Below are 22170 nucleotides of genomic sequence, written 5' to 3'. Positions count from 1 at the left end.
AACCTGTCAGATCGGGATTTTTTTGCGATCCACGCTATTAATCAATCGCTAATTAAGAGGTTGGGGCAAGGATGTGCACTGAGTTACCTTATGAATCCATTCAATCATGCCAGGTGAGCCATCAAGTGCGACATTTACTGCTGGGAATGATGCTGCTGTGCACCTTTGCTGCCAGCGCGGGGATGGATCCCCAGCTGTTGAAACAGACCATAGGGCAGCGCCTCGGGGTGCAGGTCTTCCTGGTGGACGAGACCCCGGTGCCCGGGCTCTATCTGCTGGGCACAGCCCAGGGGCTGCTCTATAGCGATGCCAGGGGAAACTATGTGCTGCAGGGCTCCATGCTGGATCTGGCCCACGACATGCAAAACCTCACCCGCCTGAGCCAGCAGCAGCAACGTCGGCTGGCGCTGGCGCAGGTAGGCGAGGCGCGACTCTGGCTCAAGGCGCCGAACGAGCGCTACCGGGTTACCCTGTTTACCGATCTCGGCTGTCGCCGCTGTCACGCCGTGCTGGACGATCTGCCTCAATTGCAGGCCAGGGGGGTGAGCGTGCAGTTGCTGCCCCTGGCGGCCCCCTTCGCCGAGCTGGCCGAAACGCAGGCGCTCTGGTGCGATCCTGCCCTGCTGGGTGAACTCAGTCTCAGTGATCGTTTGCCTGCGGCCGGATGTAATGAGATCCTTGCCCATCATATCGGCCTGAGCCAGTGGCTCGGGATCAAGGCGTCACCGAGCTGGGTCCTGCCAAACGGGGATCTGGTGCGGGGATATCAGAGCCCTGAACAACTGCTCAAGATACTGGATCACATCAATGCCCCTGCAAATCCGTCGTCGTCCGCGAGTTGATGATTCCCATCTGCCCGCCACCCTGCATCCCCTGCTTCGTCAAATCTTCGCCAGCCGCGGCGTGGAGGATCCCGCCCTGCTGGAGCGCAGCGCCAGCCAGCTGTTGCCGCCCCAGCGGCTGTTCGGCATGGAGCAGGCGGTGCCGCTGCTGGCGGATGCCCTGACGGCGCAGCAGCGCATCCTCATCGTCGGCGACTTCGACTGCGACGGCGCCACCAGCTCGGCCCTGTGCGTGCTGGCCCTGCGGGCCATGGGGGGCCATCACATCGATTTTCTGGTGCCCAACCGCTTCGAGTTCGGCTACGGCCTCACCCCCGAAATCGTCGAGCTGGCGGTGGCCCGGGGCGCCGAGTTTCTCATCACCGTGGATAACGGCATCTCCAGCATTGCCGGGGTGGCGGCGGCCAAGGCGGCCGGAATGCGGGTACTGGTTACCGATCACCACTTGCCGGGCCAGGAGCTGCCCGACGCCGATGCGATAGTGAACCCTAACCAGCGTGGCTGCGACTTCCCCTCCAAGTCCCTGGCCGGGGTCGGGGTGGCCTTCTATCTGATGGCGGCCCTCAACACCCATCTGCGCCAGAGCGGCTGGTATGAGCGCCAGGGCATTCGCGCCCCCAATGTGGCGGACTATCTCGATCTGGTGGCCCTCGGCACAGTCGCCGACGTGGTGGCGCTGGATGGCAACAACCGCATCCTGGTCCATCAGGGGCTGCAGCGGATCCGGGCCGGTCGCTGCCGCCCCGGCATCCAGGCGCTGGTGGACGTATCGGGCCGCGATGGCCGCCGCCTGTGCGCCGCCGATCTCGGCTTTGCCCTGGGGCCCCGCCTCAATGCGGTGGGCCGTCTCGATGACATGTCCCTCGGGGTCGCCTGTCTGCTGAGCGATGATCTCAACCTGGCGCGCCAGCTTGCGGCCGAGATGGACAGCCTCAACCAGGAGCGCAAGGAGATAGAGCAGGGGATGCAGCAGGAGGCGCTCGCCACCCTGGAGCAGATCCGGTTTCGCGACGGCGAGGTGCCAAGCGGCATAGTGCTGCATAGGGACGAGTGGCATCAGGGGGTGGTGGGGCTGGTGGCCTCCAAGATCAAGGAGAAGTACTACAGACCCGTGATCGCCTTTGCGCAGAGCAGCGACACCGAGCTCAAGGGCTCGGGCCGCTCCATTCCCGGGGTGCACCTGCGCGATGCCCTCGAGCTGCTCGATACCCGCCATCCCGGCCTGATGGGCAAGTTTGGCGGCCACGCCATGGCGGCGGGGCTGACCCTGCCCAAGGCCAATATAGAGGCCTTCGGCCGGGCGTTTGAGGCGGTCATCGCCGAGCTGGTGACCCCGGAGCTGCTGACCGGGGTGCTGCTCACCGACGGCGAGCTGCTGCCGGACGAGCTGAGTCTGGAGCTGGCGGAGCTCATCCGCGCCTCCGGCCCCTGGGGCCAGGCCTTCCCCGAGCCGCTGTTCGACGGCGAGTTCGTGCTGGTGCAGCAGCGGCTGGTGGGGGAGAAACACCTCAAGATGATGCTGACCACGGATTCGGGTCATGCGGTGGATGCCATCGCCTTCGGGGTGGATCTCAAGCGCTGGCCAGATGCCTCGGTGAAACGGGTGCGGCTGGTCTACCGGCTCGACGTCAACGAGTGGCGCGGCAACCGCAGCGTACAGCTGCTGGTGGAGCATCTGGAGGCCGCCGGTCTCTAGTGGGCAGTCGCCATGCCCGGCAATGAAAACGGTCACCCTCGGGTGGCCGTTTTTGTTGCAAGAGCGGTTATGCCCTCACTGAATGGGGCTCAAGGGGCGATGATGGGAGTCGTTCCCCGCTGTTTTCGTAGAGGGGGGGTTAAATGCCCGCTTTGGGGGAAAAGAAGGTTGTTTGTATCGAATTTTTTCGGTTACTGGATGCCAAAATTCAATATAAGGAGGGATTGTGATATATTCGGCCCCGTTCAATCCCTTGCCTTTTCAAGGAGCCTGTCCCCTTGCCACCCCTTGGCCGACCATTGTGCTGGCCGATGGCGCTCGCCGTCGCCTGCCTGCTGTGGCTTGCCGCCTCTGCCGCGGCAGGGCTCGGTGCGCCCGCGCTGTCGGACCAGGGGACATCGACATCCTCGATGCAGTTGCACGAGCCCCTCGCGCCTGGGTTGGCCGACAACCTCAGCCTGCCCCCGGCCTCCCAGTGGCGGCTCAGCTTCGAGCAGGGGCGACGGCTGGAAGGGGCCAGGGACCCGGATCTCTACCAGATGCTGCTGGCCTGGTTCCAGCACGAGATCCTCGGTCTGCTCTGTGGCCTGCTGTTCTTCCTGCCCCTCATCTACCTCAGGCAGTGGCCGAACTGCCTCGGTCATCTGCACCAGCGGCAACTGCTCTGTCATCACCTGCAATTTCGCTTCTGCCACGGCGACTAGCGTCGCTCCCCTCGCCGGGCACACGCCGACGCCGTCTCTGCCGCTGATCCCTGTCTGTTGATCCGCCGACCCCCGTCGTCTGCGATCGCGCCCGTGCTGACTGTCATCCGGTTCCTGCCGCTGGCCCCTGGTCAGGGGCGGACCCTCTCTTTGCACAATCAAGTGGTGAGCAGCCTTCATGGACTATTACGTCAATTTGTTTATTCAGTCGATCTTTGTGGAAAACCTGGCCCTGGCCTTCTTTCTCGGCATGTGTACCTTCCTCGCGGTGTCGAAGAACATCAACACCGCCTTCGGCCTGGGCATGACGGTGCTGGTGGTCATGGTGATCGCCATTCCCCTCAACAACCTGATCTACCGCCATATACTGCGCCCGGACAGTACCTTCCTCGGGGAATTTGATCTGAGTTTCCTCGATTTCATCATCTACATAGGCGTGCTGGCAGCCCTGGTGCAGGTGATGGAGATGGTGCTGGACAAGCATTTTCCGGCGCTCCACCAGGCCCTGGGGATCTACCTGCCGCTGTTGACTGTGCACTGCGCCATCTTCGGCGGTGTCATGTTCATGGCACAGCGGGATTACGACTTCATCGAATCCGTGGTCTATGGGGCGGGCTCAGGACTCGGCTGGCTGCTGGCCATCGTCGCCATCGCCGGTCTGCGCCAGAAGATGAAGTACTCGGATGTGCCACAGGGATTGAGGGGGATCGGCATCACCTTCATAGTGGCGGGGCTGATGTCGCTCGGCTTCATGTCCTTTTCCGGCATCTCGCTCTGAGCGTCGGCTCGCCACGGCATAACGGAAGAGGCTTGATGACGGGGGCCATCAAGCCAGCGTCTTGGCCATGTTGTAGCCCGTGATGTGAAAGCCGATCTCTTCGTAGAGCGCCCTGGCCCTCGGATTGTCATAGGCGACTCTCAGCTTGATCTGGCTGACGCCAAGGCACTTCAAGTCGGCCTCCAGCACCGCCATGGCGGCCTTGCCATATCCCAGTCCGCGATGGGTCGGGAGTGTGTAGAAGTCATAGATAAAGGTGGTGTGGGCGGCGCTGTCGATGCTGTGCCAGAGATAGCCGACAATGCCCGCAGTCGGTGCGACTGCGCTCCCGACATTGTCACTCACAGGGATGATGCAGAGCAGGCTCTGGCCCGGCGTGGCGGCTCCTTGGGGCAGGTGTTGCAGCAAGGAAGCCTCGGCTTGTTGGCGGGCATAGACCAGGGTCAGCCCGTGATTGCTGGCAAGATCCTGGGCGTAGTCGTCGATGAAGTAGTCGCGATAGGCGGGGAAAGCCGCTTCGTCCATGGGGATGAGACGAACGATAGGGGTTGGCATCGGAGCTTCACTCAAGGAAAGGGAGTCGCCACCTTAACCCCGGAACCGGGAATTAGCCAAGGGGTTGGCCGGGAGTGTCGAGTCCGACATGTTCAACAAGAAGAGCGCCCTTGGGCGCTCTTCTTTTAGCAGGAGAGGTTATCTGACCCCTCTTTTCGGGCGAGGTTATTTGACCTCTTCGCCCTTGGCCTGCAGATCCGCATGGTAGGAGGAGCGCACGAAGGGGCCGCAGGCGGCGTGGGAGAAGCCCAGCCCCATGGCGACATCTTTCAGCGCGTCGAACTCTGCGGGCGGCACGTAGCGCTTCACTGGCAGGTGGTGGCGGCTCGGCTGCAGGTACTGGCCCAGGGTCAGCATGTTGACGCCGTGCTCGCGCAGATCCTTGAGCACCTGGACTATCTCTTCGTTGGTCTCGCCAAGGCCCATCATAACGCCGGACTTGGTCGGCACATGGGGGTGCATCTCCTTGATGCGGCGCAGCAGCTCTAGGGACCACTTGTAGTCGGCACCCGGGCGGGCGACCCGGTACATGCGCGGTGCGGTTTCCAGGTTGTGGTTGAACACATCCGGCGGGGTCTCGCGGAACACCTCCAGCGCCTGCTCCATGCGGCCGCGGAAGTCCGGGGTCAGGATCTCGATGCGGGTCTGGGGGCTGTGCTCGCGGATCTGCTTGATGCAGTCGGCGAAGTGCTGGGCACCGCCGTCGCGCAGATCGTCGCGGTCCACCGAGGTGATGACCACGTATTTCAGCCCCATCTCCTTGATGGTGAGCGCCAGCTTCTTCGGCTCTTCGGGATCCAGTGCCAGCGGGCGGCCGTGGGCCACGTCGCAGAAGGGGCAGCGGCGAGTGCAGATGGCACCCATGATCATGAAGGTGGCCGTGCCGTGGTTGAAGCACTCCGCCAGGTTGGGGCAGGAGGCCTCTTCACAGACCGAGTGCAGCTTGTTTTTGCGCAGGGTGCTCTTGATGTGCTCGATCTTCTGGCTTGACGGCGGCAGCTTGATCCGCATCCAGTCCGGCTTGCGCAGCACTTCCTCGTTGGGATCCGGCATGAATTTCACCGGGATCAGGGCCATCTTGTCGCCATCGCGCAGCTTGACGCCCGGCTCCATACGAACGGGTTTGCTCATGATTCACTCTCGGTGTTTGTTATTGTCTGATTGATAGCCATCAGGGTCCTCTCGGGGCCCTCATGGCCACGCGGCATGGGCTTGCTCATGCTGCCTCTTCGGTATTCGTGATCGTTTCATAGCCAATCAGGCTGGCCAGCTCCATCACCAGGATGGATTGCGCCTCGGCCACGCTCTGCGGGCCGCCCAGGGCGCTGGTCTGGGTCATGGCCATGCCTGCATAACCGCACGGATTGATGCGCAGGAAGGGGGTCATGTCCATGTTGATATTGAGGGCCAGTCCGTGGAAGGAGCAGCCCTTGCGGATCCGCAGGCCCAGGGAGGCGAGCTTGGCCTCGATGCCGAGATCGTTCTTCACATAGACGCCGGGGGCATCGGCCTTGGCATAGGCCTGGATGTCGCTTCTGGCCAGGGTGTTGATGATGGCGGTTTCCAGACAGGTCACCAGCTCTCGCACCGAGAGCTTGCTGCGGCGCACGTCCACCAGCACATAGAGCACCAGCTGGCCGGGGCCGTGATAGGTCACCTGGCCGCCGCGATCGCTCTGCACCACAGGGATGTCACCGGGGGCGAGCAGATGCTCGGCCTTGCCGGCCTGGCCCTGGGTGTAGACGGGATCGTGCTCAACCACCCAGAACTCGTCAGGCGTCTCGCTGGTGCGGCTGTCGGTGAAGGCCTTCATGGCGTCCCATACCGGCTGGTAGGGGCGACGACCCAGGTGTCTGACGAGCAGCTGTGGCTGGGCGGGGATCTGGGGTGACATCTTTTCCTCACAGGCAGGCGCTTGCGTCGGCAAAACAGAATGGCAAATAATCGCTCGCCCCGATGGCGGGGCGAGAGAGAAATTACAGTACGTATTTCACCAGCTCGATCTTGCCAAGGGCGTGGTACATCGCTTCGATGTGCTCTTTGCTCTGGGCAGTCACGGTTACGCGGACCGAGTGGTAGTTGCCCTTGGAGCTGGGCTGAACGGTCGGGCTGTAAGTACCTGGGGCATGTTGCTGCAGCACTTCAACCACTTGATCCGGCAGGGCGGGATCGGCCACCCCAAGCACCTTGAACGGGAACTTGCAGGGGAACTCCAGCAGCTCATCAAACTTGGTATTCATCTCACTCACCTTTAGCGTCGTCACGCAACGACTTCATCTTGCATCTTGTCTGGCCGGAAGGACTCGGGCCGCCAGTCGCGTCAACCATGGGCACGGCTCCATCTTATATGGGCACTGCCCGGCGCGGGATCAAGGCCCGCCAGGTCGACAGGACGTGGGAATGCTGCTTTTTACCACAAATGGAGCGTCGGCGGAACCTGCAGATTGCAGGGTTATTCACTGCCCCGGCGCGGCAAAGACAGCAGCGGCGCCTGTTGGCGCCGCTGCTTGCTCGGGATTGTGCGGTAGATTACTTGAACCAGCTGGCGACCAGCATCACCAGGTAATCCCACAGACGGCTCATCAGGCCACCTTCCTGCACCTCTTCCAGGGCGACCAGCGGAACCTGCTTGATCTCCTTGTCACCCTGTTTGAGGAACACGGTACCGACGCGCTGACCCTTGGCCAGCGGGGCCTTCAGCTCGCTCTCGAGCTGGAAGTCCGCCTTCAGGTTGTTGCCCTGGCCACGGGTGACCAGCACGGAGACATCCTGATCGACCCCGAGTTTCACTTCGGACTTGTCGCCCATCCAGATCTTCTGGGTCACCAGCTCGGTACCCGCCTTGTAGGGGGTCAGGCTCTGGAAGAAGCGGAAACCGTAGGTGAGCAGCTTCTTGCTCTCGGCGGCGCGGGAGCCTTCGCTGCTGGCGCCCAGCACCACGGCGATCAGGCGCATGCCCTCGTTGTTGGTGGCGGAGGAGACCAGGTTGTAGCCGACCTGGCTGACGTGGCCTGTCTTGATGCCATCCACTTGCAGGGACTGATCCCACAGCAGGCGGTTGCGGTTGTGCTGGGTGATGCCGTTGAACACGAAGGATTTCTGGGAGTAGATCTTGTACTCCTCAGGCTGATCGTGGATCAGGGCCTGACCCAGGCGGGCCATGTCGCGGGCGGTACTGTAGTGACCTTCCGCATCCAGACCGTGGGGGTTCTTGAACTGGGAGTCTTTCATGCCGAGCTTGGCGGCCCAGGCGTTCATCAGGCTGGCGAAGGAGTCGGTGCTGCCCGCCAGGTGTTCGGCCATGGCGACGCAGGCGTCGTTGCCGGACTGGATGATGATGCCCTTGTTGAGGTCATCGACGGAGACCTGCTTGCCCACCTCGATGAACATCTTGGAGGAGTCGGAGTAGTTCTTGGACCAGGCGTTCTGGCTGATGGTCACCATGTCGGTGCCCTTGATGTTCCCCTTGAGCAGCTCGTTGCCGACTATGTAGGAGGTCATCATCTTGGTCAGGCTGGCGGGGGGCAGGCGCTCGTCGGCGTTCTGCTCGGCCAGCACCTGACCGGAGAAGTAGTCGATCAGAATATGGGCCTTGGCGGAGATCTCCGGCGCGGCAGGCACCACCATGGGGGCGCTGTTCAGGGTGGGGACCGGCTGGGCAGTCGGCAGAGCCGAATCCGGCGTCGGTACCGGCTGGTTGGCCTGGGCGGTCGCGCTTAGCAGGGAGGCCAGAATAACGGAACGGGCAAATTTGGACATCTTGAAATTCCTGGTGCCTGGATGGGGATTACCCAAGTTGAAAAAAAGCGGGCTCCACTATACCAGATGTGCCGGTCGGTCATAGTCCGGCGTGCCATCTGGTCTGGTTTTTTATCCATCGGTTGTCGGCGTTACGCCGGGAAACGACGTGACGCCGGGGGAGAGTGACGATTCACTCTGTGAGCCCTGCCATCAGGGAACGATGAAGGCCTGCTCCAGCCCCCCCTGCCGGATCTGTTCCAGCAGGCTTGCCTGTTGATCGGCGGCGACCGGTCCCAGCAGCACCCGGAAGATGGCGTCGTGGGCCACCACCTGGTAGGGCACGCCGTAGCGCTGGGTCATCACCTTGCCCATGGCCTCGGCCCTGGGTTGGGAGCCGCTGGCCAGCACCTGGATCATCTTGCCCTGGCCGCTGGCGGCCTTGGGGGTGGAGAGGGTGCTGGTCGCCGTGGCAGCCGCCGCGGGAGCGGCCTTGGCCGGGGTGACGGTGGCCGCTGCCGCAGGCTGGGCCTCACCCAGGAGGGCGGCCTCCTGGGCAGCCGGCTGCATGGGCGCCATCGGCGTCATGGGCACCATCTCGACCATCTGATCCGGCTGATCGGTGATGAGCTCAAGCCGCACCCTGGCCTCGCCCCCGTCGACCATCTCCAGCTGTTTGGCCGCGGCATGGGAGAGATCGATCAGGCGCTCGCTGCCGAAGGGGCCGCGATCGTTGACCCGCACTATGGTCTCCAGCCCGTTGTCCAGGTTGGTGACCCGCACATAGCTCGGCAGCGGCAGATTGCGGTGGGCGGCGCTGAACAGGGTGCTGTCCTGCACGTCGCCGTTGGCTGTCTTGTTGCCATCGAGATCCTGGGACAGCCAGCTGGCGGTGCCCTCCTCGCTGTAGTGCTTGATGTCGCGCCACACCTCGTACTTCTGCTTGCCGATCCAGTAGTCCCGGTTGCCGCTCTCGCTCATGGGCTCGGGGCGCGGGATGGCACCGGTCGCCTGCGGTATCTCGATCACCTGGGGTTTTTCCGGCTGCACCGGGACCGGCGGCGGGGGCGCCTGCTCAGGTTGGCTGCTACAGGCGGCCAGCAACAAGGTCAGCGTGAGGGGGAGAAGTTTGTGGCTGTAATGCATAAGCGTCCTGGATTGCTTGACTGAGTTGATGCACCGCCATCGCATAGAGAGGGCTGCGGTTGTAGCGGGTGATCACATAAAAATTGTGGCGCGCGACCCAGTATTCCGGTCCATCGGCCTGCTCCAATGCCAGCAGTTTCACCGGCGTGTCCGGTGCCAGCGGGGTGGCGAGTTCAATCCCGGCGGCGGCCAGTTCGGCCCAGCGCTGCTTGAGCTCGGGCTCGGGCCCCAGCAGGGTACCTACTGGCGCCAATCCGATCAAGGCGGGTTCCACCACAGACTCCCCCCAGCGCCAGCGGTGCTCGGCAAAGTAGTTGGCCACGCTGCCGATGGCGTCCGCCGGGTTGGCAAACAGATCCCGTTTGCCATCCCCGTCAAAATCGACGGCGTAGTGGCGATAGCTGGAGGGCATGAACTGGCCCATGCCCATGGCGCCTGCATAGGAGCCCTTGAGAGAGGTGAGTGGCCACTTCTCCTCCCGGGCAAGCAGCACCAGCTGGGCGAACTCCTTGGCGAAGAACTCCTCACGGGCGGGGTAGTGGAACCCCAGGGTGTAGAGGCTGTCGAGCACCGGATGGCGGCCCATCTGGCGGCCATAGAAGGTCTCTATGCCTATGATGGCGACTATGAGAGCGGCGGGCACCCGGTAGTGCTGCTCGGCTCTGGCGAGGGTAGCGGCGTGGCGTTGCCAGAAGCCGACCCCGTCCCGGATCCGCTCCGGGGTGACGAACAGCGGCCGGTAGCTATGCCAGGGCTTGGCCTCCCAGGGGCGGCTGATGGTGTCGAGCACCTCCTGACGCAGTCGCGCCTGGGCGGCGGCGGCCTGCAACTCGGCCAGCGGCACCGAGTGCTGCTCGGCCAGCAGGTTCAGCCGCTCGGGGGAGAGGCTCGCCCCCGCCGTGAGCGAGCAGGCACAGAGCACCAGCCAGCCAGCTCTCATCAAGCCAGTAGTCTTCTGTGGGTCTGGATGGACATCAGGATGCCGAAGCCTGCCATCAGGGTCACCATGGAGGTGCCGCCATAGCTCACCTGCGGCAGGGGGCCTCCACGACAGGCAGAATATATCCACCTCATCAGGCCAGTAGCCTTCTATGGGTCTGAATTGACATCAGGATGCCAAAGCCTGCCATCAGGGTCACCATTGAGGTGCCGCCATAGCTCACCAGGGGCAGGGGCACCCCCACCACAGGCAATATGCCGCTCACCATGCCCATGTTGACGAACACATAGACGAAGAAGGTGAGGGTCAGGGCGCCGCCGAGCAGGCGTTCGAAGCTGTTCTGGGCCTGCATGGAGATAAACAGGCAGCGGCTGATGATATAGAGGTAGATCACCAGCAGCAGGGCTACCCCCACCAGACCGAACTCCTCGCTGAACACCGCGAAGATGAAGTCGGTGTGGCGCTCCGGCAGGAACTCCAGCTGGGACTGGGTGCCCTGCAGCCAACCCTTGCCGAATACGCCGCCGGAGCCGATGGCTATCTTGGACTGGATGATGTGGTAGCCGCGGCCGAGGGGATCCTTCTCAGGGTCGAGCAGCATCAACACCCGCTGGCGCTGGTAGTCGTGCATCAGGAAGAACCAGAGCACCGGCATGAAGGCGCAGATCAGCAAGACCGCCAGCCCGATCAGCCACCAGCTGATCCCCGCCAGGAAGATGACGAAGAAGCCGGAGGCCGCCACCAGGATGGAGGTGCCGAGATCGGGCTGGGCGGCGATGAGCAGGGTGGGCAAGAGCACCATCACCAGGGCGATCAGCACATGGCTGAACTTGGGAGGCAGGGAGTGCCGACTGAGCCAGGCGGCCACCATGATGGGCATGGAGAGCTTCATCACCTCGGAGGGCTGGAACTTCATAAAGCCGAGGTCCAGCCAGCGCTGGGCCCCCTTGCCGATATGGCCGAACACGTCCACCGCGATGAGCAGCAGCACCACCAGGGTGAACAGGGGCACGGACCAGCGTGCATAAAGGGAGGGGGGCAGCTGGGCCAGGCCTATCATCAGGCCGAAGGCGAGGCCGCCACGCACCAGCTGGCGCACTATGGAGTCAAAGTCCTGGCCCGAGGCGGAGTAGAGCACCACCATGGAGAGGGTCATCAGCGCCAGCAGGCCGAGCAGCAGCGGCAGGTCGATGTGCAGCTTGTACCAGATACTCTGCTGACGGGCGGAGTTACTCATGAGAGAAGACCTCGTTCTGCATGGATGGCCTCGGGAGGAGAGGCAAGGTGCGCAGCAGGCGTGCGGCGTTATTCATAGGGCACTGCCTCGCGCTGATCCGGGCCAGGGGTGGACGGCTTGTCGGGCGCCGGCGGCAGCTGGGGCTCTGGCGGCAGCAGATAGGCATCCAGCATGTGGCGGGCGACCGGCGCCCCCATGGCACTGCCGCCACCGGCGTTTTCCAGCACCAGGGCCACCACGGCCTTGGGGGCCTCGAACGGGGCGAAGGCGACGAAGAGGGCGTTGTCGCGGTGCTCCACCTTGGTGGTAGCCGCGTTGTAGACCTGGTTCTCCTTGAGGCCCACCACCTGGGCGGTACCTGACTTGCCTGCCGCCTTGTAGGGAGTGCCCGCAAAGGCGCGGCGCCCCGTCCCCTCATGGCCGTTGATGACGCGCCACATGCCATCCTTGGCCACCTGCCAGTAGGTGTCGCTCTTGGCGGCGATGGCCACGTTCGGGTTGATGGGGGCGTTGACCACGCCGTCCACCGAGGCGGTGCTCTTGAGCAGGTGCGGCGTCACGTCGTGACCGTTCTGGGTCAGTATGCTGATCGCCTTGGCGAGCTGAATGGGGGTGGAGCTCCAGTAGCCCTGGCCTATGCCGATGGAGATGGTGTCCCCCTGATACCAGGGCTGACGCCAGCGCGCCATCTTCCAGTCGCGGGACGGCATGACCCCCTTGGTCTCTTCATAGAGGTCTACGCCACTGTATTGACCGAAGCCGAACTTGGTCATGTAGGCGTGGATCTTGTCGATGCCGACCCGGTAGGCGAGATCGTAGAAGTAGGTGTCCGCCGACACCTCGATGGCGCGATAGACGTCGAGCCAGCCATGGCCCCAGCGGCGCCAGTCACGAAACTTCTTGGTGGTGCCCGGGATGGAGAAGCTGGGACCGCCGAAGTAGCGATAGTTGGGGGTGATGGCCCCCTCGTTCAGCCCCATCACCGCCATCATGGGCTTGACGGTGGAGGCGGGGGCATAGATGCCCTGGGTGGTGCGGTTCACCAGCGGGCGCGCCGGATCGTTGAGCAGCGCCGAGTAATTGGTGTTGGAGATGCCGGTCACGAACAGGTTGGGGTCGTAGCTCGGGCTCGACTCCATGGCCAGGATGGCGCCGGTATTGGGATCCATCATGACGATGGCGCCCCGGCGGCCGGCCAGCAGCTCCTGCGCCTTCAACTGCAGGCGGATGTCGATGTTGAGATAGATGTCCTTGCCGGGCTCCGGCGGCTGGAACTTGAGGGTGCGCACCACCCGGCCGCGGTTGTTGACCTCGACCTCCTGGTAGCCCGCCACGCCGTGCAGCTGATCCTCGTAGAACTTCTCCACCCCCTGCTTGCCGATGTCCTTGGTGGCGGCATAGTTGGCGAGCTTGTCCTCCTTGTCGAGGCGCTCCACGTCACGGGTGTTGATCTTGGCCACATAGCCCAGCGCATGGGTCAGGGTATCGCCAAAGGGGTAGTAGCGCTTGAGATAGGCCTCTATGCTGGCGCCCGGGTAGTTGTGCTGGTTGACCGAGAAGAGGGCGACCTGGTACTCGGTCAGCTTCTCGAACAGGGGCACCGGCTTGAAGCGGCGCTGGCGCTTCACCTCGGCCAGGAACCGCTCCTTGGTCCCCTCCGGCAGGGCCAGCAGGGTGATCAGCTCGTCGGCCGTCTTCTCCAGATCCTCGGTCTCCTCCGGCACTATCTCCAGGCTGTAGACGGGGCGGTTCTCCGCCAGCAGCACGCCGTTGGCGTCATAGATGAGGCCCCGTGGCGGTGCCACCGGCACGACCCGGATCCGGTTGTCGTTGGAACGGGTCTGATAGGTTTCGTAAGACTCTACCTGCAGGTAGTAGAGATTACCCAGCAGCACCAGCATGAGGACGACCATGCCGATGTAGGCTACCAGGGTGCGCCGGAAGAACAGACGTCCCTCGGCACTGTGATCGCGCATTTCGATGCGATTCTTCAGCATGCCGTTACCTTATGGCTGACGGGGAGCAAGGGCGGGTACCACATGGACTATTCCCTGTGGTACTGGGTGTATGAGGGAGTGATGTTCCAAGGGGTCATGGCTCATTCCCTGTGATACGGATGATTGGTGGTAATGCTCCAGGCGCGGTAGAGGCTCTCGGCCACCAGCACCCGCACCAGCGGATGGGGCAGGGTCAGGGGTGACAGGGACCAGCTCTGTTCGGCGGCGGCCTTGCACTCGGGGGACAAGCCTTCAGGCCCGCCCACCAGCAGCGCCACATCCCGGCCATCGAGCTTCCAGGCCTCCAGCGACACGGCGAGTTGCTCCGTGGTCCAGGGCTTGCCGGGAATGTCCAGGGTGACGATGCGCGAGCGGCCGGCGGCGGCCAGCATGGCTTCCCCCTCCTTTTGCAGGATGCGGGGAATGTCGGCATTCTTGCCCCGTTTGCCCGCGCCTATCTCGACGAGTTCGAACGGCATGTCTTTCGGGAAACGGCGACGGTACTCTTCGAAGCCATGCTCTACCCAGGCAGGCATCTTGGTGCCCACCGCAATCAACTGGATCTTCATCGTTCGTTACGCTTGCACCTGGGTGCCACCCCAGAGTTTCTCCAGTTGGTAGAAGTCGCGGTACTCATCCTGCATCACGTGGACGATGACGGAACCCATGTCCACCAGCACCCATTCCCCTGTGAGCTGACCTTCCACGCTGAGCAGGTCGAGCCCCGCATGGCGGGCCTCACTGGCCAGGTTGTGGGCAATGGCGCTGACGTGGCGATTGGAGTTGCCGGAGCAGATGATCATGGTGTCCGTGATGCTGGATTTGCCGCGTACATCCAGGGTGATGATGTCGCGGCCTTTCATGTCATCGATCTTGTCGACGATAAAGGCGAGCAGTTCTTGGCCTTGCAATGTCTTCTCCTATCTTCCGGCGCCAGAGGGCGGCGGATTATATCATGGTCACTCCCGTTTCCCAGTCTGGCAAAGGGGAATGGATCCGGGGCCGCCACCCATGGGCAAGGCAGGCCCCTGTTGATCACTATAGTGCGCAACCGGGCGGGACAATAGTCAAGCCCGTGCCGGGTGCGCCTCAGGGTGTCGGCTGACAAACCCGCGTGGCGCCGCTCACCGGCTTGGCGATGGCTGATAGAGCCGGTGCCGCCGGATGTAGTCGGCGACCGGGGCCGGCAGCAGGTATCTGGGATCCTGCCCCGCCGCCAGCAGGGCCCTCAGCCGGGTGGCCGACAGCTCTATGGGCAGGTTGTCGGCGATCCAGACATGGCCCTGACGCTGTCGATGAAGATCCTGCACATCCCGGGTCTGGTGGCGGGCCAGCAGGCTGGCCACCTCGCCCGGGTAATCCGGTTGCCAGCCCGGGCGCTTGCTCACCACCAGGTGGGCATGTTCGAGCAGCTCCTGCCAGCGATGCCAGCCCGGCAGGCCGAGCAGGGAGTCCATGCCCATCAGGAAACAGACAGGGGTATCCGGCAGCTCCTGCTTGAGCTCGATGAGGGTGTCTATGGTCCATGAGGGCTTGTCCCGTTGCAGCTCCCGCTCATCCACCACGAAGCCCGGGTTCTCCGCCGCCGCCAGCGCGACCATGGCGAGCCGCTGCTCGCTGGAGCAGAAGGGATTGGCGCGATGGGGCGGGATATGGTTCGGGAGCAGGCGCACCTCGGCCAGGCCCAGGGCGTCGCGGGCCTCGATGGCGGGCCTCAGATGACCTATGTGGATGGGGTCAAAGGTGCCGCCCAGGATGCCGATAGGGGCCTTCAGCATGAGGCTCTCCCTGTCAGATCATGGAGGGGGGCCAAGGGGCCGGTCTGGCGTTCGATGGGGGCGCTCAGCATGGATCCGCCTCCAGCAGGGGCAGCGGCGTGCCATCGCGAAAACCGAGTGCCAGGGTCTGCAACATCAGCCAGGCCTGCTCGGTGTCGAACCGGCGCTGGGCATCGTCCAGCCGGGCCATCAGTTGCCACAGCTGCTGTATCTTGCCAACGGGCAGCCGGGTCAGGGCCTGCTGAATGAGCTGCTGGCGGCTCTGCCAGATGCGCAACCGGCTGAAGTGTTCCACCAGAGGCTGACCGGCGCGGGCGGCCAGGGCCAGCTCGGTGAGCTGCTCCAGCTCCCGGCACAGGGTCCAGGCCAGCATGCCGGGCTCGGTACCCTCGGCCCGCAGCGCCAGCAGTATGCGCTGGGCCCGGTTCACCTTGCCCTCCAGCAGGGTATCGACGAGCTGGAAGGGAGTGAAGTGGGCGTGGCGTATGATGGTCTCTTGCAGATAGGCGACGCTGATGGGCTGGGGCGGGCCGAGCAGGGTCAGCTTCTCTATCTCCTGGCTCGCGGCCAGCAGGTTGCCCTCGAAGGCGTGACACATGAAGTTGACCGCATCCGGCAGCGCCTTGAGGCCAAAGCGTTGAAACCTCGCACTCATCCAGCGCGGGAAGAAGCGGGGTTCGGGGTGATTGACCGGCACATAGGTGCCGCTCTGGCTCAGCTTGTCGAACCAGGCTGCCTTCATCTGGGTCTGATTGAGACGCCCCCCCGAGAGCACCAGCAGCAGGTCGGGATGCAGCTGCTTGCCGATCTCGGTGATGCGGGCGGCCAAGTCCTTGTCGACCTTGGCGGGCAGCTCCAGCTCGATGATCTGGCGGGCCGAGAAGAGACTCATGGCCTGACAGGCGTCATAGACCTGATTCCAGTCCAGCCCGGCTTCCACCACGAAGCTGTGGCGCTCATCAAACCCCTGTTTGCGGGCCACCTGACGCACGGCGTCTATGGCCTCGAGCTTGAGCAGCGGCTCGTCACCAAAAACGAGATAGCAGGGCTTGAGCCCTGCCTTGAGATGGTCCGCAAACTGCTCGGGATAGATCCGCATCAGCACTTGCCCTGGTTGAGTTGGTGTTCCGCAGACTGCTTTGGGCAGACTCGCATCAGAACTTGACCTGGCTCAGGTTGATGGATCACCAGGTCGGCGACCTGCTCGGGGTAGATTCTCATCAGGATACCCGCATCAGAACTTGACCTGGCTCAGCTGGCGGATCACCAGATTGGCAGCCTGCTCCTGCATCTCCTTGCCAAGCTGCTCCTGCTCGCGGGAGGAGGCCAGCGCCGCATCCGGCTTGTTCAGGAAGCTGCGGTTGAAGGTGATGGGGAAGACCTGGGTCGGTTTGCCCGGCATGGATACGGTGAACTGGGTGCTGTAACCCAGCAGGTACTCGCGGTCCTGGCCGATGGAGTCGACGGAGGCAACCTGGCTGCTGCTGCGTACCCCGGACAGGGTCAGCACCGGAATGCCCTCCTTGTCCGCCAGGGTCACCCCCGAGGCCTTGAGGCGGGTGGTGACCAGCCGATAGAAGTCGCTCTTGTTGTCACCGACCACCTTCATGGTCATCAGCTCGGGGGGGATGGCGGTTCCCCGCATCTGAAAACCGCAGGCCTGCAGCAGCAGGCCCGTCAGCATGATGGCAATCCAGCGAGTGAGGGACATGCCCATGTGAATTCCTCTTTGCATCAAGTGAAGAACGGCGGGCGCCTGCCCGCCGTCACATATAGATTCAGACCCTGCCGCCCTCCTCCCCCGACAGGGGAAGGAGGGCGGGAGTGCGGGTCAATCTCAGTTTGCGACTATGTTGAGCAGCTTGCCCGGTACATAGACGACCTTGCGCACTGTCAGGCCTTCGGTGAACTTCTGCACCGAGGCATCGGCCATGGCCAGCTTCTCGACGTCGGCCTGGCTTATCTCGGCCGGCACTGTCAGCTTGCCGCGCATCTTGCCGTTGATCTGTACCACCACCAGCTTCTCGGTCTCGACCATGGCGGCTTCATCCGCCACCGGCCAGACCGCGACGTCTATGTCCCCTTCCTTGCCCAGCATCTTCCACAGCTCGAAGCCGATGTGCGGGGTGATGGGGTAGAGCATGACGACGACGGCTTCCAGCGCTTCCTGCATCAGGGCGCGGTCCTGCTCGTCAGAGCCCAGCTTGGCCAGGTTGTTCATAAGCTCCATGATGGCGGCGATGGCGGTGTTGAAGGTCTGACGGCGACCCACGTCATCGCTCACCTTGGCGATGGTCTTGTGCAGCTCGCGGCGCACTGCCTTCTGCTCGTTGGAGAGAGCCGCCACATCCAGCGCGGCAACGGCGCCACCGGAGACGTGCTCGAAGGTGGTGCGCCACAGGCGACGCAGGAAGCGCTGGGCGCCCTCCACGCCGGAGTCGGACCACTCCAGGGTCATGTCGGCCGGGGAGGCGAACATCATGAACAGGCGGACGGTATCGGCGCCGTAACGCTCCACCATCAGCTGCGGGTCTATGCCATTGTTCTTGGACTTGGACATCTTGGTCATGCCGGAGTGGATCACCTCGCGGCCCTCAAGATCCACGGCCTTGGTGATGCGACCCTTGTCGTCACGCTCCACCTTGACGTCGGTCGGGCTGACCCAGACGTTGCCGCCCTTCTCGTCCTTGTAGTAGAAGGCGTCGGCCAGCACCATGCCCTGGCAGAGCAGGCGCTTGAACGGCTCGTCGCTGTTGACCAGCCCTGCGTCACGCAGCAGCTTGTGGAAGAAGCGGGCGTAGAGCAGGTGCATACAGGCGTGCTCTATGCCGCCGATGTATTGGTCGACCGGCAGCCAGTGGTTGGCAGCAGCCGGGTCCAGCATGCCCTTGTCGTAGTCCGGGGAGCAGTAGCGGGCGTAGTACCAGGAGGACTCCATGAAGGTGTCGAAGGTATCGGTCTCGCGGAAGGCTTCCTGGCCGTTGTAGGTGGTCTTGGCCCACTCGGGGTCGGCCTTGATCGGGCTCTGGATGCCGTCCATCACCACGTCTTCCGGCAGCAGCACCGGCAGTTGATCTTCCGGGGTCGGCACCACAGTGCCGTCAGCCAGGGTCAACATGGGGATGGGGGCACCCCAGTAACGCTGACGGGAGACGCCCCAGTCACGCAGACGGAAGTTGACGGTACGCTTGCCGTGGCCGAGGGCTTCCAGCTTGTTGGCGATGGCGTCGAAGGCGCCCTGGAAGTCGAGACCGTCGAACTCGCCGGAGTTGAACAGTACGCCCTTCTCGGTGTAAGCGGCGGTGCTCACGTCCACCTCGCCATCAACCGGCTTGATCACCGCCTTGATGTCGAGGCCATATTTGGTGGCGAATTCGAAGTCACGCTGATCGTGACCCGGTACTGCCATCACGGCGCCGGTGCCGTAGTTCATCAGCACGAAGTTTGCGACCCAGACCGGTACCTTGCGGCCATTGAGCGGGTGAATGGCGTAGAGGCCGGTGGCCATGCCCTTCTTCTCCATGGTCGCCATGTCAGCCTCGGCGACCTTGGTGTGCTTGCACTCCTCGATAAAGGCGGCCAGTTCCGGATTGCTGGCAGCAGCCTGTGCGGCCAGCGGGTGACCGGCGGCAATGCCCACATAGGTCACGCCCATGAAGGTATCAGGACGGGTGGTGTAGACCTCCAGCTGCTCATCCTGACCGTCGATATTGAAGCTGATGTTGACCCCTTCGGAGCGACCAATCCAGTTGCGCTGCATGGTCTTGACCATCTCCGGCCAGCCTTCCAGATTGTCGATGTCGTTGAGCAGCTCTTCGGCATAGTCGGTGATCTTGATGAACCACTGGGGGATCTCTTTCTGCTCCACCGGGGTGTCACAGCGCCAGCAGCAGTTGTCGATCACCTGCTCGTTGGCCAGCACCGTCATGTCGTTCGGGCACCAGTTGACGGAGGAGGTCTTCTTGTAGACCAGACCCTTCTCGTAGAGCTTGGTGAAGAACCACTGCTCCCAGCGGTAGTAATCCGGCTTGCAGGTGGCCAGCTCTCTGTCCCAGTCATAACCCAGACCCAGCATCTTGAGCTGGTTCTTCATGTATTCGATGTTTTCGTAGGTCCAGGGGGCCGGCGCAGTGGCGTTCTTGATGGCGGCATTTTCTGCCGGCAGACCGAAGGCATCCCAGCCGATGGGTTGCAGCACATTCTTGCCATTGAGCCGTTGATAACGGGAGATCACATCACCTATGGTGTAGTTACGCACGTGCCCCATGTGTAGACGACCAGACGGATAAGGGAACATGGAGAGGCAGTAGAACTTTTCCTTGTCTACTTTCTCCACGGCCTTGAAGGTTTTCTTGGCATCCCAGTGCTTTTGCACTGCTGGTTCTATGGATTGGGGAACGTATTGCTCTTGCATTGGTGACATCCGGATCTGTGAAATGAATAGATAAATCAGCTGGGAAATCCCGATAGAATACCCATATCCTGCGGCGGCAACAACCGCCAGCATCCGCCCAGTCTCAGGCCGACCCGGGCAGCATCGAGGTTTCGCGGAGCAGCAAGGGTGACAGAGGGCGGCAACCACCGCCAGCACGGCTCAGTCTCTGGCTCAGGCCGGGCACGATCAGGGTTCAGCAGAGGAGTAATGGCCATGGACAAACGTCGACAAGGGTATGAAGCCTTCATCGCCCAGCTCAAGAAGCAGTGGGAGGAGACCGAAGAGTTTCAGGGGGAACGCCTCAACCGGATGATCGCCAAGGTACAGGCCTATCTGGAGGCGGCCGGCGATCTGACCCAGGACGAGCTGGCGCTGATCGCAGAATACGTGAAGCGGGATCTCGGCAACTATGACGAGAGCCGCGCCGAGGTGCCCGAGTCCGCCTTTATGCTGGCATTGAAAGATACAGTGTGGTCCTGGCTGGCGGACGTGACAGACCGCGCCCAGGTGGAGTGGAGCGAGCTGGCGGACGAGCTGGAACACAAGGGGGTCTATCGGGCCGGCGACTGGGTGGGGCTGGGGGTGCTGGTGTGCGATCACTGCGAGTGGCGCCACACTGTGCTGCACCCGCAGCAGCTTGGCACCTGCCCGGAGTGCGGGGCCAACGAGTATCACAGGGAGCCGCTCTCCCCTTGAGATAAGTGAATCGATAAAGAAAGAGGCGCCCCATGGGGCGCCTCTTTTATATGGGCCAGGCTCGCTTAACGCTGGCGAGCCCAGGGATGGGCGCGGGGCCGCAGCACCAGCGCCAGTCCGAGCAGCAGGGCGGCCAGCGCGTACATGGGCCAGCTGCCAAAGCGCAGATAGGGGGTCGAGCCGTGGGCAGGGCGCACCTCGGCACGCAATACCCCGGCCTCGAACTGGGGGATCTGGCCTATGATGCTGCCGTCGATCTCGGTGACTATGGTGATGCCGGTGTTGGTGTCACGCAGCAGCGGGCGAGCCAGCTCCAGGGCGCGCATCCGGGCAATTTCCATGTGCTGCCAGGGGCCGATACTGGTGCCGAACCAGGCGTCGTTGGAGACCGTCAGCAGGAAGTCGGTGTCCGGCTGCACGTTGCGGCGCACCTCGTCCGGGAAGATGATCTCGTAGCAGATGGCGGCGGCAAACTTGAGCCCCTTGGCGATCAGATTCGGCTGCACCTCGTCGCCCCGGCTGAAGGAGGACATGGGCAGGTTGAAGAAGGGGGCTATGGGGCGCAGCAGATCTTCAAAGGGCACGAACTCGCCGATGGGTAGCAGGTGGTACTTGTAGTAGCGGTTCTTGTGCTCGTAGTGATAGGACTCCTTGCCGTCCAGATCCTGCACCCCCATGCCGAGCACTGTATTGTAGAAGCGCTGCTGTTTCAGATCGTAATGGATGATCCCCGCCAGCAGGCCGGTGTCGTTCACCTTCATTGCCTTGTCCAGGCTCTCCAGATAGGTGCCCATCTCCTTCTCTATGGCCGGGATCGCCGATTCCGGCCAGATGATGATGTCGGCGTCCTGGTTCTCGCGGCTGAGATCCTGATAGGTGCGCACCGTGGGGATCAGGGCCTCGGGATCCCACTTGAGGGACTGGGCTATGTTGCCCTGCACCAGGGCCACCTTGACCAGCTCACCCCGGGTCACCCAGTTGATCTGCATCAGCCCCTGGGCGGCGCCGACCAGCACGACCGGCAGCAGCAGCCAGGCCGGTTTGCGGCTCTGCCAGGTGAGCCAGAGGGCTGAGGTGGTGAGCAGCAGGGCCAGGGTGATGCCCTGCACCCCGAGAATGGGAGCGAAGCCCTTGAGGGGGCCGTCTATCTGGGTGTAGCCAAACCAGAGCCAGGGATAACCGGTCATCACCCAGCCCCGCAGCCAGTCGGCCATCAGCCAGAGTGCCGGGAAGGCGAGCAGCCAGCGGCTCCAGTGGCGACCGCCAAAGAAGCGGGCGAAGGCCCAGCAGGCCAGGGTCGGATAGAGGGAGAGATAGGCGCAGAGGCCGGCCAGCAGCACGAAGGCGGCGGGCAGCGGAATGCCGCCAAACTCCGTCATGCTGACATGGATCCACCACTGTCCCGGCAAAAACAGCCCCATGGCATAGCCGAAGCCGCGCCAGGCCGCCTGCTTGGGGTTGGCCTTCTCCAGCAGGGCATAGAGGCCGAGCAGGGAGAGGATCACCAGAGGCCAGTAGCCGAAAGGGGAGAAGGCCAGCACGGCGATGGCGCCAGAGGCCAGGGCGAACAGGCTTGTCAGAAGTTTCGATTTCACGGGGGATCGGGGCTCGAATTGGGCTGAATAAAA

General features: G+C 63.1%; 22 protein-coding genes. 5 read left to right on the top strand and 17 right to left on the bottom strand.

From position 1 onward, the window contains the following. Positions 1-125: 125 nt before the first annotated feature. From G4923_RS07315 to nqrE, 4 genes are all read left to right on the top strand, one after another. On the top strand, positions 126-842 hold the full coding sequence (locus tag G4923_RS07315) for a disulfide isomerase DsbC N-terminal domain-containing protein (RefSeq protein ID WP_106887602.1): 717 nt from the start codon (positions 126-128) through the stop codon (positions 840-842). Beyond that, positions 808-2538 (top strand): single-stranded-DNA-specific exonuclease RecJ, encoded by a 1731-nt coding sequence (gene recJ / locus G4923_RS07310; protein WP_163136367.1) that lies wholly within the window; start codon positions 808-810, stop codon positions 2536-2538. Before G4923_RS07315 ends, recJ begins: the two co-directional genes overlap by 35 nt. 311 nt (positions 2539-2849) lie before the next feature. Continuing rightward, positions 2850-3242, top strand: coding sequence for a hypothetical protein (locus G4923_RS07305; protein WP_163136365.1), 393 nt, complete (start codon positions 2850-2852; stop codon positions 3240-3242). 178 nt (positions 3243-3420) lie between these two features. Next, a complete protein-coding gene (gene nqrE / locus G4923_RS07300) occupies positions 3421-4020 on the top strand; it encodes an NADH:ubiquinone reductase (Na(+)-transporting) subunit E (RefSeq protein ID WP_111910371.1) in 600 nt (199 codons plus the stop codon). Positions 4021-4068: 48 nt separating this feature from the next. Here nqrE and G4923_RS07295 read toward each other — a convergent pair whose 3' ends face one another. The 16 genes from G4923_RS07295 to leuS form a co-directional block, all read right to left on the bottom strand. Beyond that, entirely contained in the window at positions 4069-4575 is a 507-nt protein-coding gene (locus tag G4923_RS07295; protein ID WP_163136362.1) for a GNAT family N-acetyltransferase, read from the bottom strand. Positions 4576-4740: 165 nt separating this feature from the next. Further along, a complete protein-coding gene (gene lipA, locus G4923_RS07290) occupies positions 4741-5706 on the bottom strand; it encodes a lipoyl synthase (protein WP_163136360.1) in 966 nt (321 codons plus the stop codon). Positions 5707-5791: 85 nt separating this feature from the next. Next, the gene (lipB, locus tag G4923_RS07285) at positions 5792-6469 is read right to left on the bottom strand and encodes a lipoyl(octanoyl) transferase LipB (protein WP_111910370.1); all 678 of its coding nucleotides are present in this window, start codon (positions 6467-6469) and stop codon (positions 5792-5794) included. Positions 6470-6551: 82 nt separating this feature from the next. Continuing rightward, complete coding sequence (gene ybeD / locus G4923_RS07280) at positions 6552-6815, bottom strand: DUF493 family protein YbeD (protein WP_025326087.1); 264 nt, start codon at positions 6813-6815, stop codon at positions 6552-6554. A gap of 289 nt (positions 6816-7104) precedes the next feature. Beyond that, the gene (locus G4923_RS07275; RefSeq protein WP_106887597.1) at positions 7105-8334 is read right to left on the bottom strand and encodes a D-alanyl-D-alanine carboxypeptidase family protein; all 1230 of its coding nucleotides are present in this window, start codon (positions 8332-8334) and stop codon (positions 7105-7107) included. Positions 8335-8526: 192 nt separating this feature from the next. Further along, a complete protein-coding gene (locus G4923_RS07270) occupies positions 8527-9459 on the bottom strand; it encodes a septal ring lytic transglycosylase RlpA family protein (RefSeq protein WP_163136358.1) in 933 nt (310 codons plus the stop codon). Next, complete coding sequence (gene mltB / locus G4923_RS07265; protein ID WP_163136356.1) at positions 9401-10399, bottom strand: lytic murein transglycosylase B; 999 nt, start codon at positions 10397-10399, stop codon at positions 9401-9403. The genes G4923_RS07270 and mltB overlap by 59 nt, the downstream gene beginning before the upstream one ends. Then, entirely contained in the window at positions 10399-10533 is a 135-nt protein-coding gene (locus tag G4923_RS21360; RefSeq protein WP_163136354.1) for an FtsW/RodA/SpoVE family cell cycle protein, read from the bottom strand. Before G4923_RS21360 ends, mltB begins: the two co-directional genes overlap by 1 nt. Continuing rightward, positions 10533-11636, bottom strand: coding sequence for a rod shape-determining protein RodA (gene rodA / locus G4923_RS07255; RefSeq protein WP_025326091.1), 1104 nt, complete (start codon positions 11634-11636; stop codon positions 10533-10535). The genes G4923_RS21360 and rodA overlap by 1 nt, the downstream gene beginning before the upstream one ends. Before the next feature lie 68 nt (positions 11637-11704). Then, positions 11705-13633: a penicillin-binding protein 2 gene (gene mrdA, locus G4923_RS07250; protein WP_163136352.1), complete on the bottom strand. Its 1929-nt coding sequence runs from the start codon at positions 13631-13633 to the stop codon at positions 11705-11707. Positions 13634-13734: 101 nt separating this feature from the next. Then, positions 13735-14202, bottom strand: a complete 468-nt coding sequence (rlmH, locus tag G4923_RS07245) for a 23S rRNA (pseudouridine(1915)-N(3))-methyltransferase RlmH (RefSeq protein ID WP_005329815.1) — start codon at positions 14200-14202, stop codon at positions 13735-13737. A 6-nt stretch (positions 14203-14208) separates the two neighbouring features. Beyond that, positions 14209-14544 carry a ribosome silencing factor gene (gene rsfS / locus G4923_RS07240; RefSeq protein WP_025326094.1) on the bottom strand — a complete coding sequence of 112 codons (336 nt, stop codon included), beginning with the start codon at positions 14542-14544 and terminating at the stop codon, positions 14209-14211. A gap of 213 nt (positions 14545-14757) precedes the next feature. Further along, entirely contained in the window at positions 14758-15411 is a 654-nt protein-coding gene (gene nadD, locus G4923_RS07235; RefSeq protein ID WP_163136350.1) for a nicotinate-nucleotide adenylyltransferase, read from the bottom strand. A 64-nt stretch (positions 15412-15475) separates the two neighbouring features. Next, positions 15476-16510 carry a DNA polymerase III subunit delta gene (holA, locus tag G4923_RS07230; protein ID WP_163136348.1) on the bottom strand — a complete coding sequence of 345 codons (1035 nt, stop codon included), beginning with the start codon at positions 16508-16510 and terminating at the stop codon, positions 15476-15478. 135 nt (positions 16511-16645) lie between these two features. After that, complete coding sequence (locus tag G4923_RS07225; protein WP_041205225.1) at positions 16646-17128, bottom strand: LPS-assembly lipoprotein LptE; 483 nt, start codon at positions 17126-17128, stop codon at positions 16646-16648. A gap of 120 nt (positions 17129-17248) precedes the next feature. Then, entirely contained in the window at positions 17249-19825 is a 2577-nt protein-coding gene (leuS, locus tag G4923_RS07220) for a leucine--tRNA ligase (protein WP_163136347.1), read from the bottom strand. Between the two features lie 234 nt (positions 19826-20059). Here leuS and G4923_RS07215 point away from each other — a divergent pair, with 234 nt between their 5' ends. Continuing rightward, positions 20060-20542 (top strand): zinc ribbon-containing protein, encoded by a 483-nt coding sequence (locus G4923_RS07215; protein WP_106887589.1) that lies wholly within the window; start codon positions 20060-20062, stop codon positions 20540-20542. A 65-nt stretch (positions 20543-20607) separates the two neighbouring features. Here G4923_RS07215 and lnt read toward each other — a convergent pair whose 3' ends face one another. Next, positions 20608-22137: an apolipoprotein N-acyltransferase gene (gene lnt, locus G4923_RS07210; protein WP_163136346.1), complete on the bottom strand. Its 1530-nt coding sequence runs from the start codon at positions 22135-22137 to the stop codon at positions 20608-20610. Positions 22138-22170 lie beyond the last annotated feature (33 nt).

It is taken from the genome of Aeromonas rivipollensis (assembly GCF_010974825.1).
GTDB classification, from domain to species: domain Bacteria; phylum Pseudomonadota; class Gammaproteobacteria; order Enterobacterales; family Aeromonadaceae; genus Aeromonas; species Aeromonas rivipollensis.
The sequence above is the reverse complement of the archived record's forward strand: the minus strand, read 5'-3'. Positions and strand labels throughout refer to the sequence as shown.

Coding starts and splice junctions, on each gene's coding strand:
- G4923_RS21360 (WP_163136354.1), bottom strand. CDS start 10,533: ATGAGGTGGATATATTCTGCCTGTCGTGGAGGCCCCCTGCCGCAGGTG.
- lipA (WP_163136360.1), bottom strand. CDS start 5,706: ATGAGCAAACCCGTTCGTATGGAGCCGGGCGTCAAGCTGCGCGATGGC.
- G4923_RS07275 (WP_106887597.1), bottom strand. CDS start 8,334: ATGTCCAAATTTGCCCGTTCCGTTATTCTGGCCTCCCTGCTAAGCGCG.
- holA (WP_163136348.1), bottom strand. CDS start 16,510: ATGCGGATCTATCCCGAGCAGTTTGCGGACCATCTCAAGGCAGGGCTC.
- mltB (WP_163136356.1), bottom strand. CDS start 10,399: ATGAGAGCTGGCTGGCTGGTGCTCTGTGCCTGCTCGCTCACGGCGGGG.
- mrdA (WP_163136352.1), bottom strand. CDS start 13,633: ATGCTGAAGAATCGCATCGAAATGCGCGATCACAGTGCCGAGGGACGT.
- G4923_RS07295 (WP_163136362.1), bottom strand. CDS start 4,575: ATGCCAACCCCTATCGTTCGTCTCATCCCCATGGACGAAGCGGCTTTC.
- leuS (WP_163136347.1), bottom strand. CDS start 19,825: ATGCAAGAGCAATACGTTCCCCAATCCATAGAACCAGCAGTGCAAAAG.
- rodA (WP_025326091.1), bottom strand. CDS start 11,636: ATGAGTAACTCCGCCCGTCAGCAGAGTATCTGGTACAAGCTGCACATC.
- G4923_RS07305 (WP_163136365.1), top strand. CDS start 2,850: ATGGCGCTCGCCGTCGCCTGCCTGCTGTGGCTTGCCGCCTCTGCCGCG.
- G4923_RS07225 (WP_041205225.1), bottom strand. CDS start 17,128: ATGGGCATGTCCCTCACTCGCTGGATTGCCATCATGCTGACGGGCCTG.
- nqrE (WP_111910371.1), top strand. CDS start 3,421: ATGGACTATTACGTCAATTTGTTTATTCAGTCGATCTTTGTGGAAAAC.
- rlmH (WP_005329815.1), bottom strand. CDS start 14,202: ATGAAGATCCAGTTGATTGCGGTGGGCACCAAGATGCCTGCCTGGGTA.
- recJ (WP_163136367.1), top strand. CDS start 808: ATGCCCCTGCAAATCCGTCGTCGTCCGCGAGTTGATGATTCCCATCTG.
- ybeD (WP_025326087.1), bottom strand. CDS start 6,815: ATGAATACCAAGTTTGATGAGCTGCTGGAGTTCCCCTGCAAGTTCCCG.
- nadD (WP_163136350.1), bottom strand. CDS start 15,411: ATGCTGAAGGCCCCTATCGGCATCCTGGGCGGCACCTTTGACCCCATC.
- G4923_RS07270 (WP_163136358.1), bottom strand. CDS start 9,459: ATGCATTACAGCCACAAACTTCTCCCCCTCACGCTGACCTTGTTGCTG.
- lipB (WP_111910370.1), bottom strand. CDS start 6,469: ATGTCACCCCAGATCCCCGCCCAGCCACAGCTGCTCGTCAGACACCTG.
- G4923_RS07215 (WP_106887589.1), top strand. CDS start 20,060: ATGGACAAACGTCGACAAGGGTATGAAGCCTTCATCGCCCAGCTCAAG.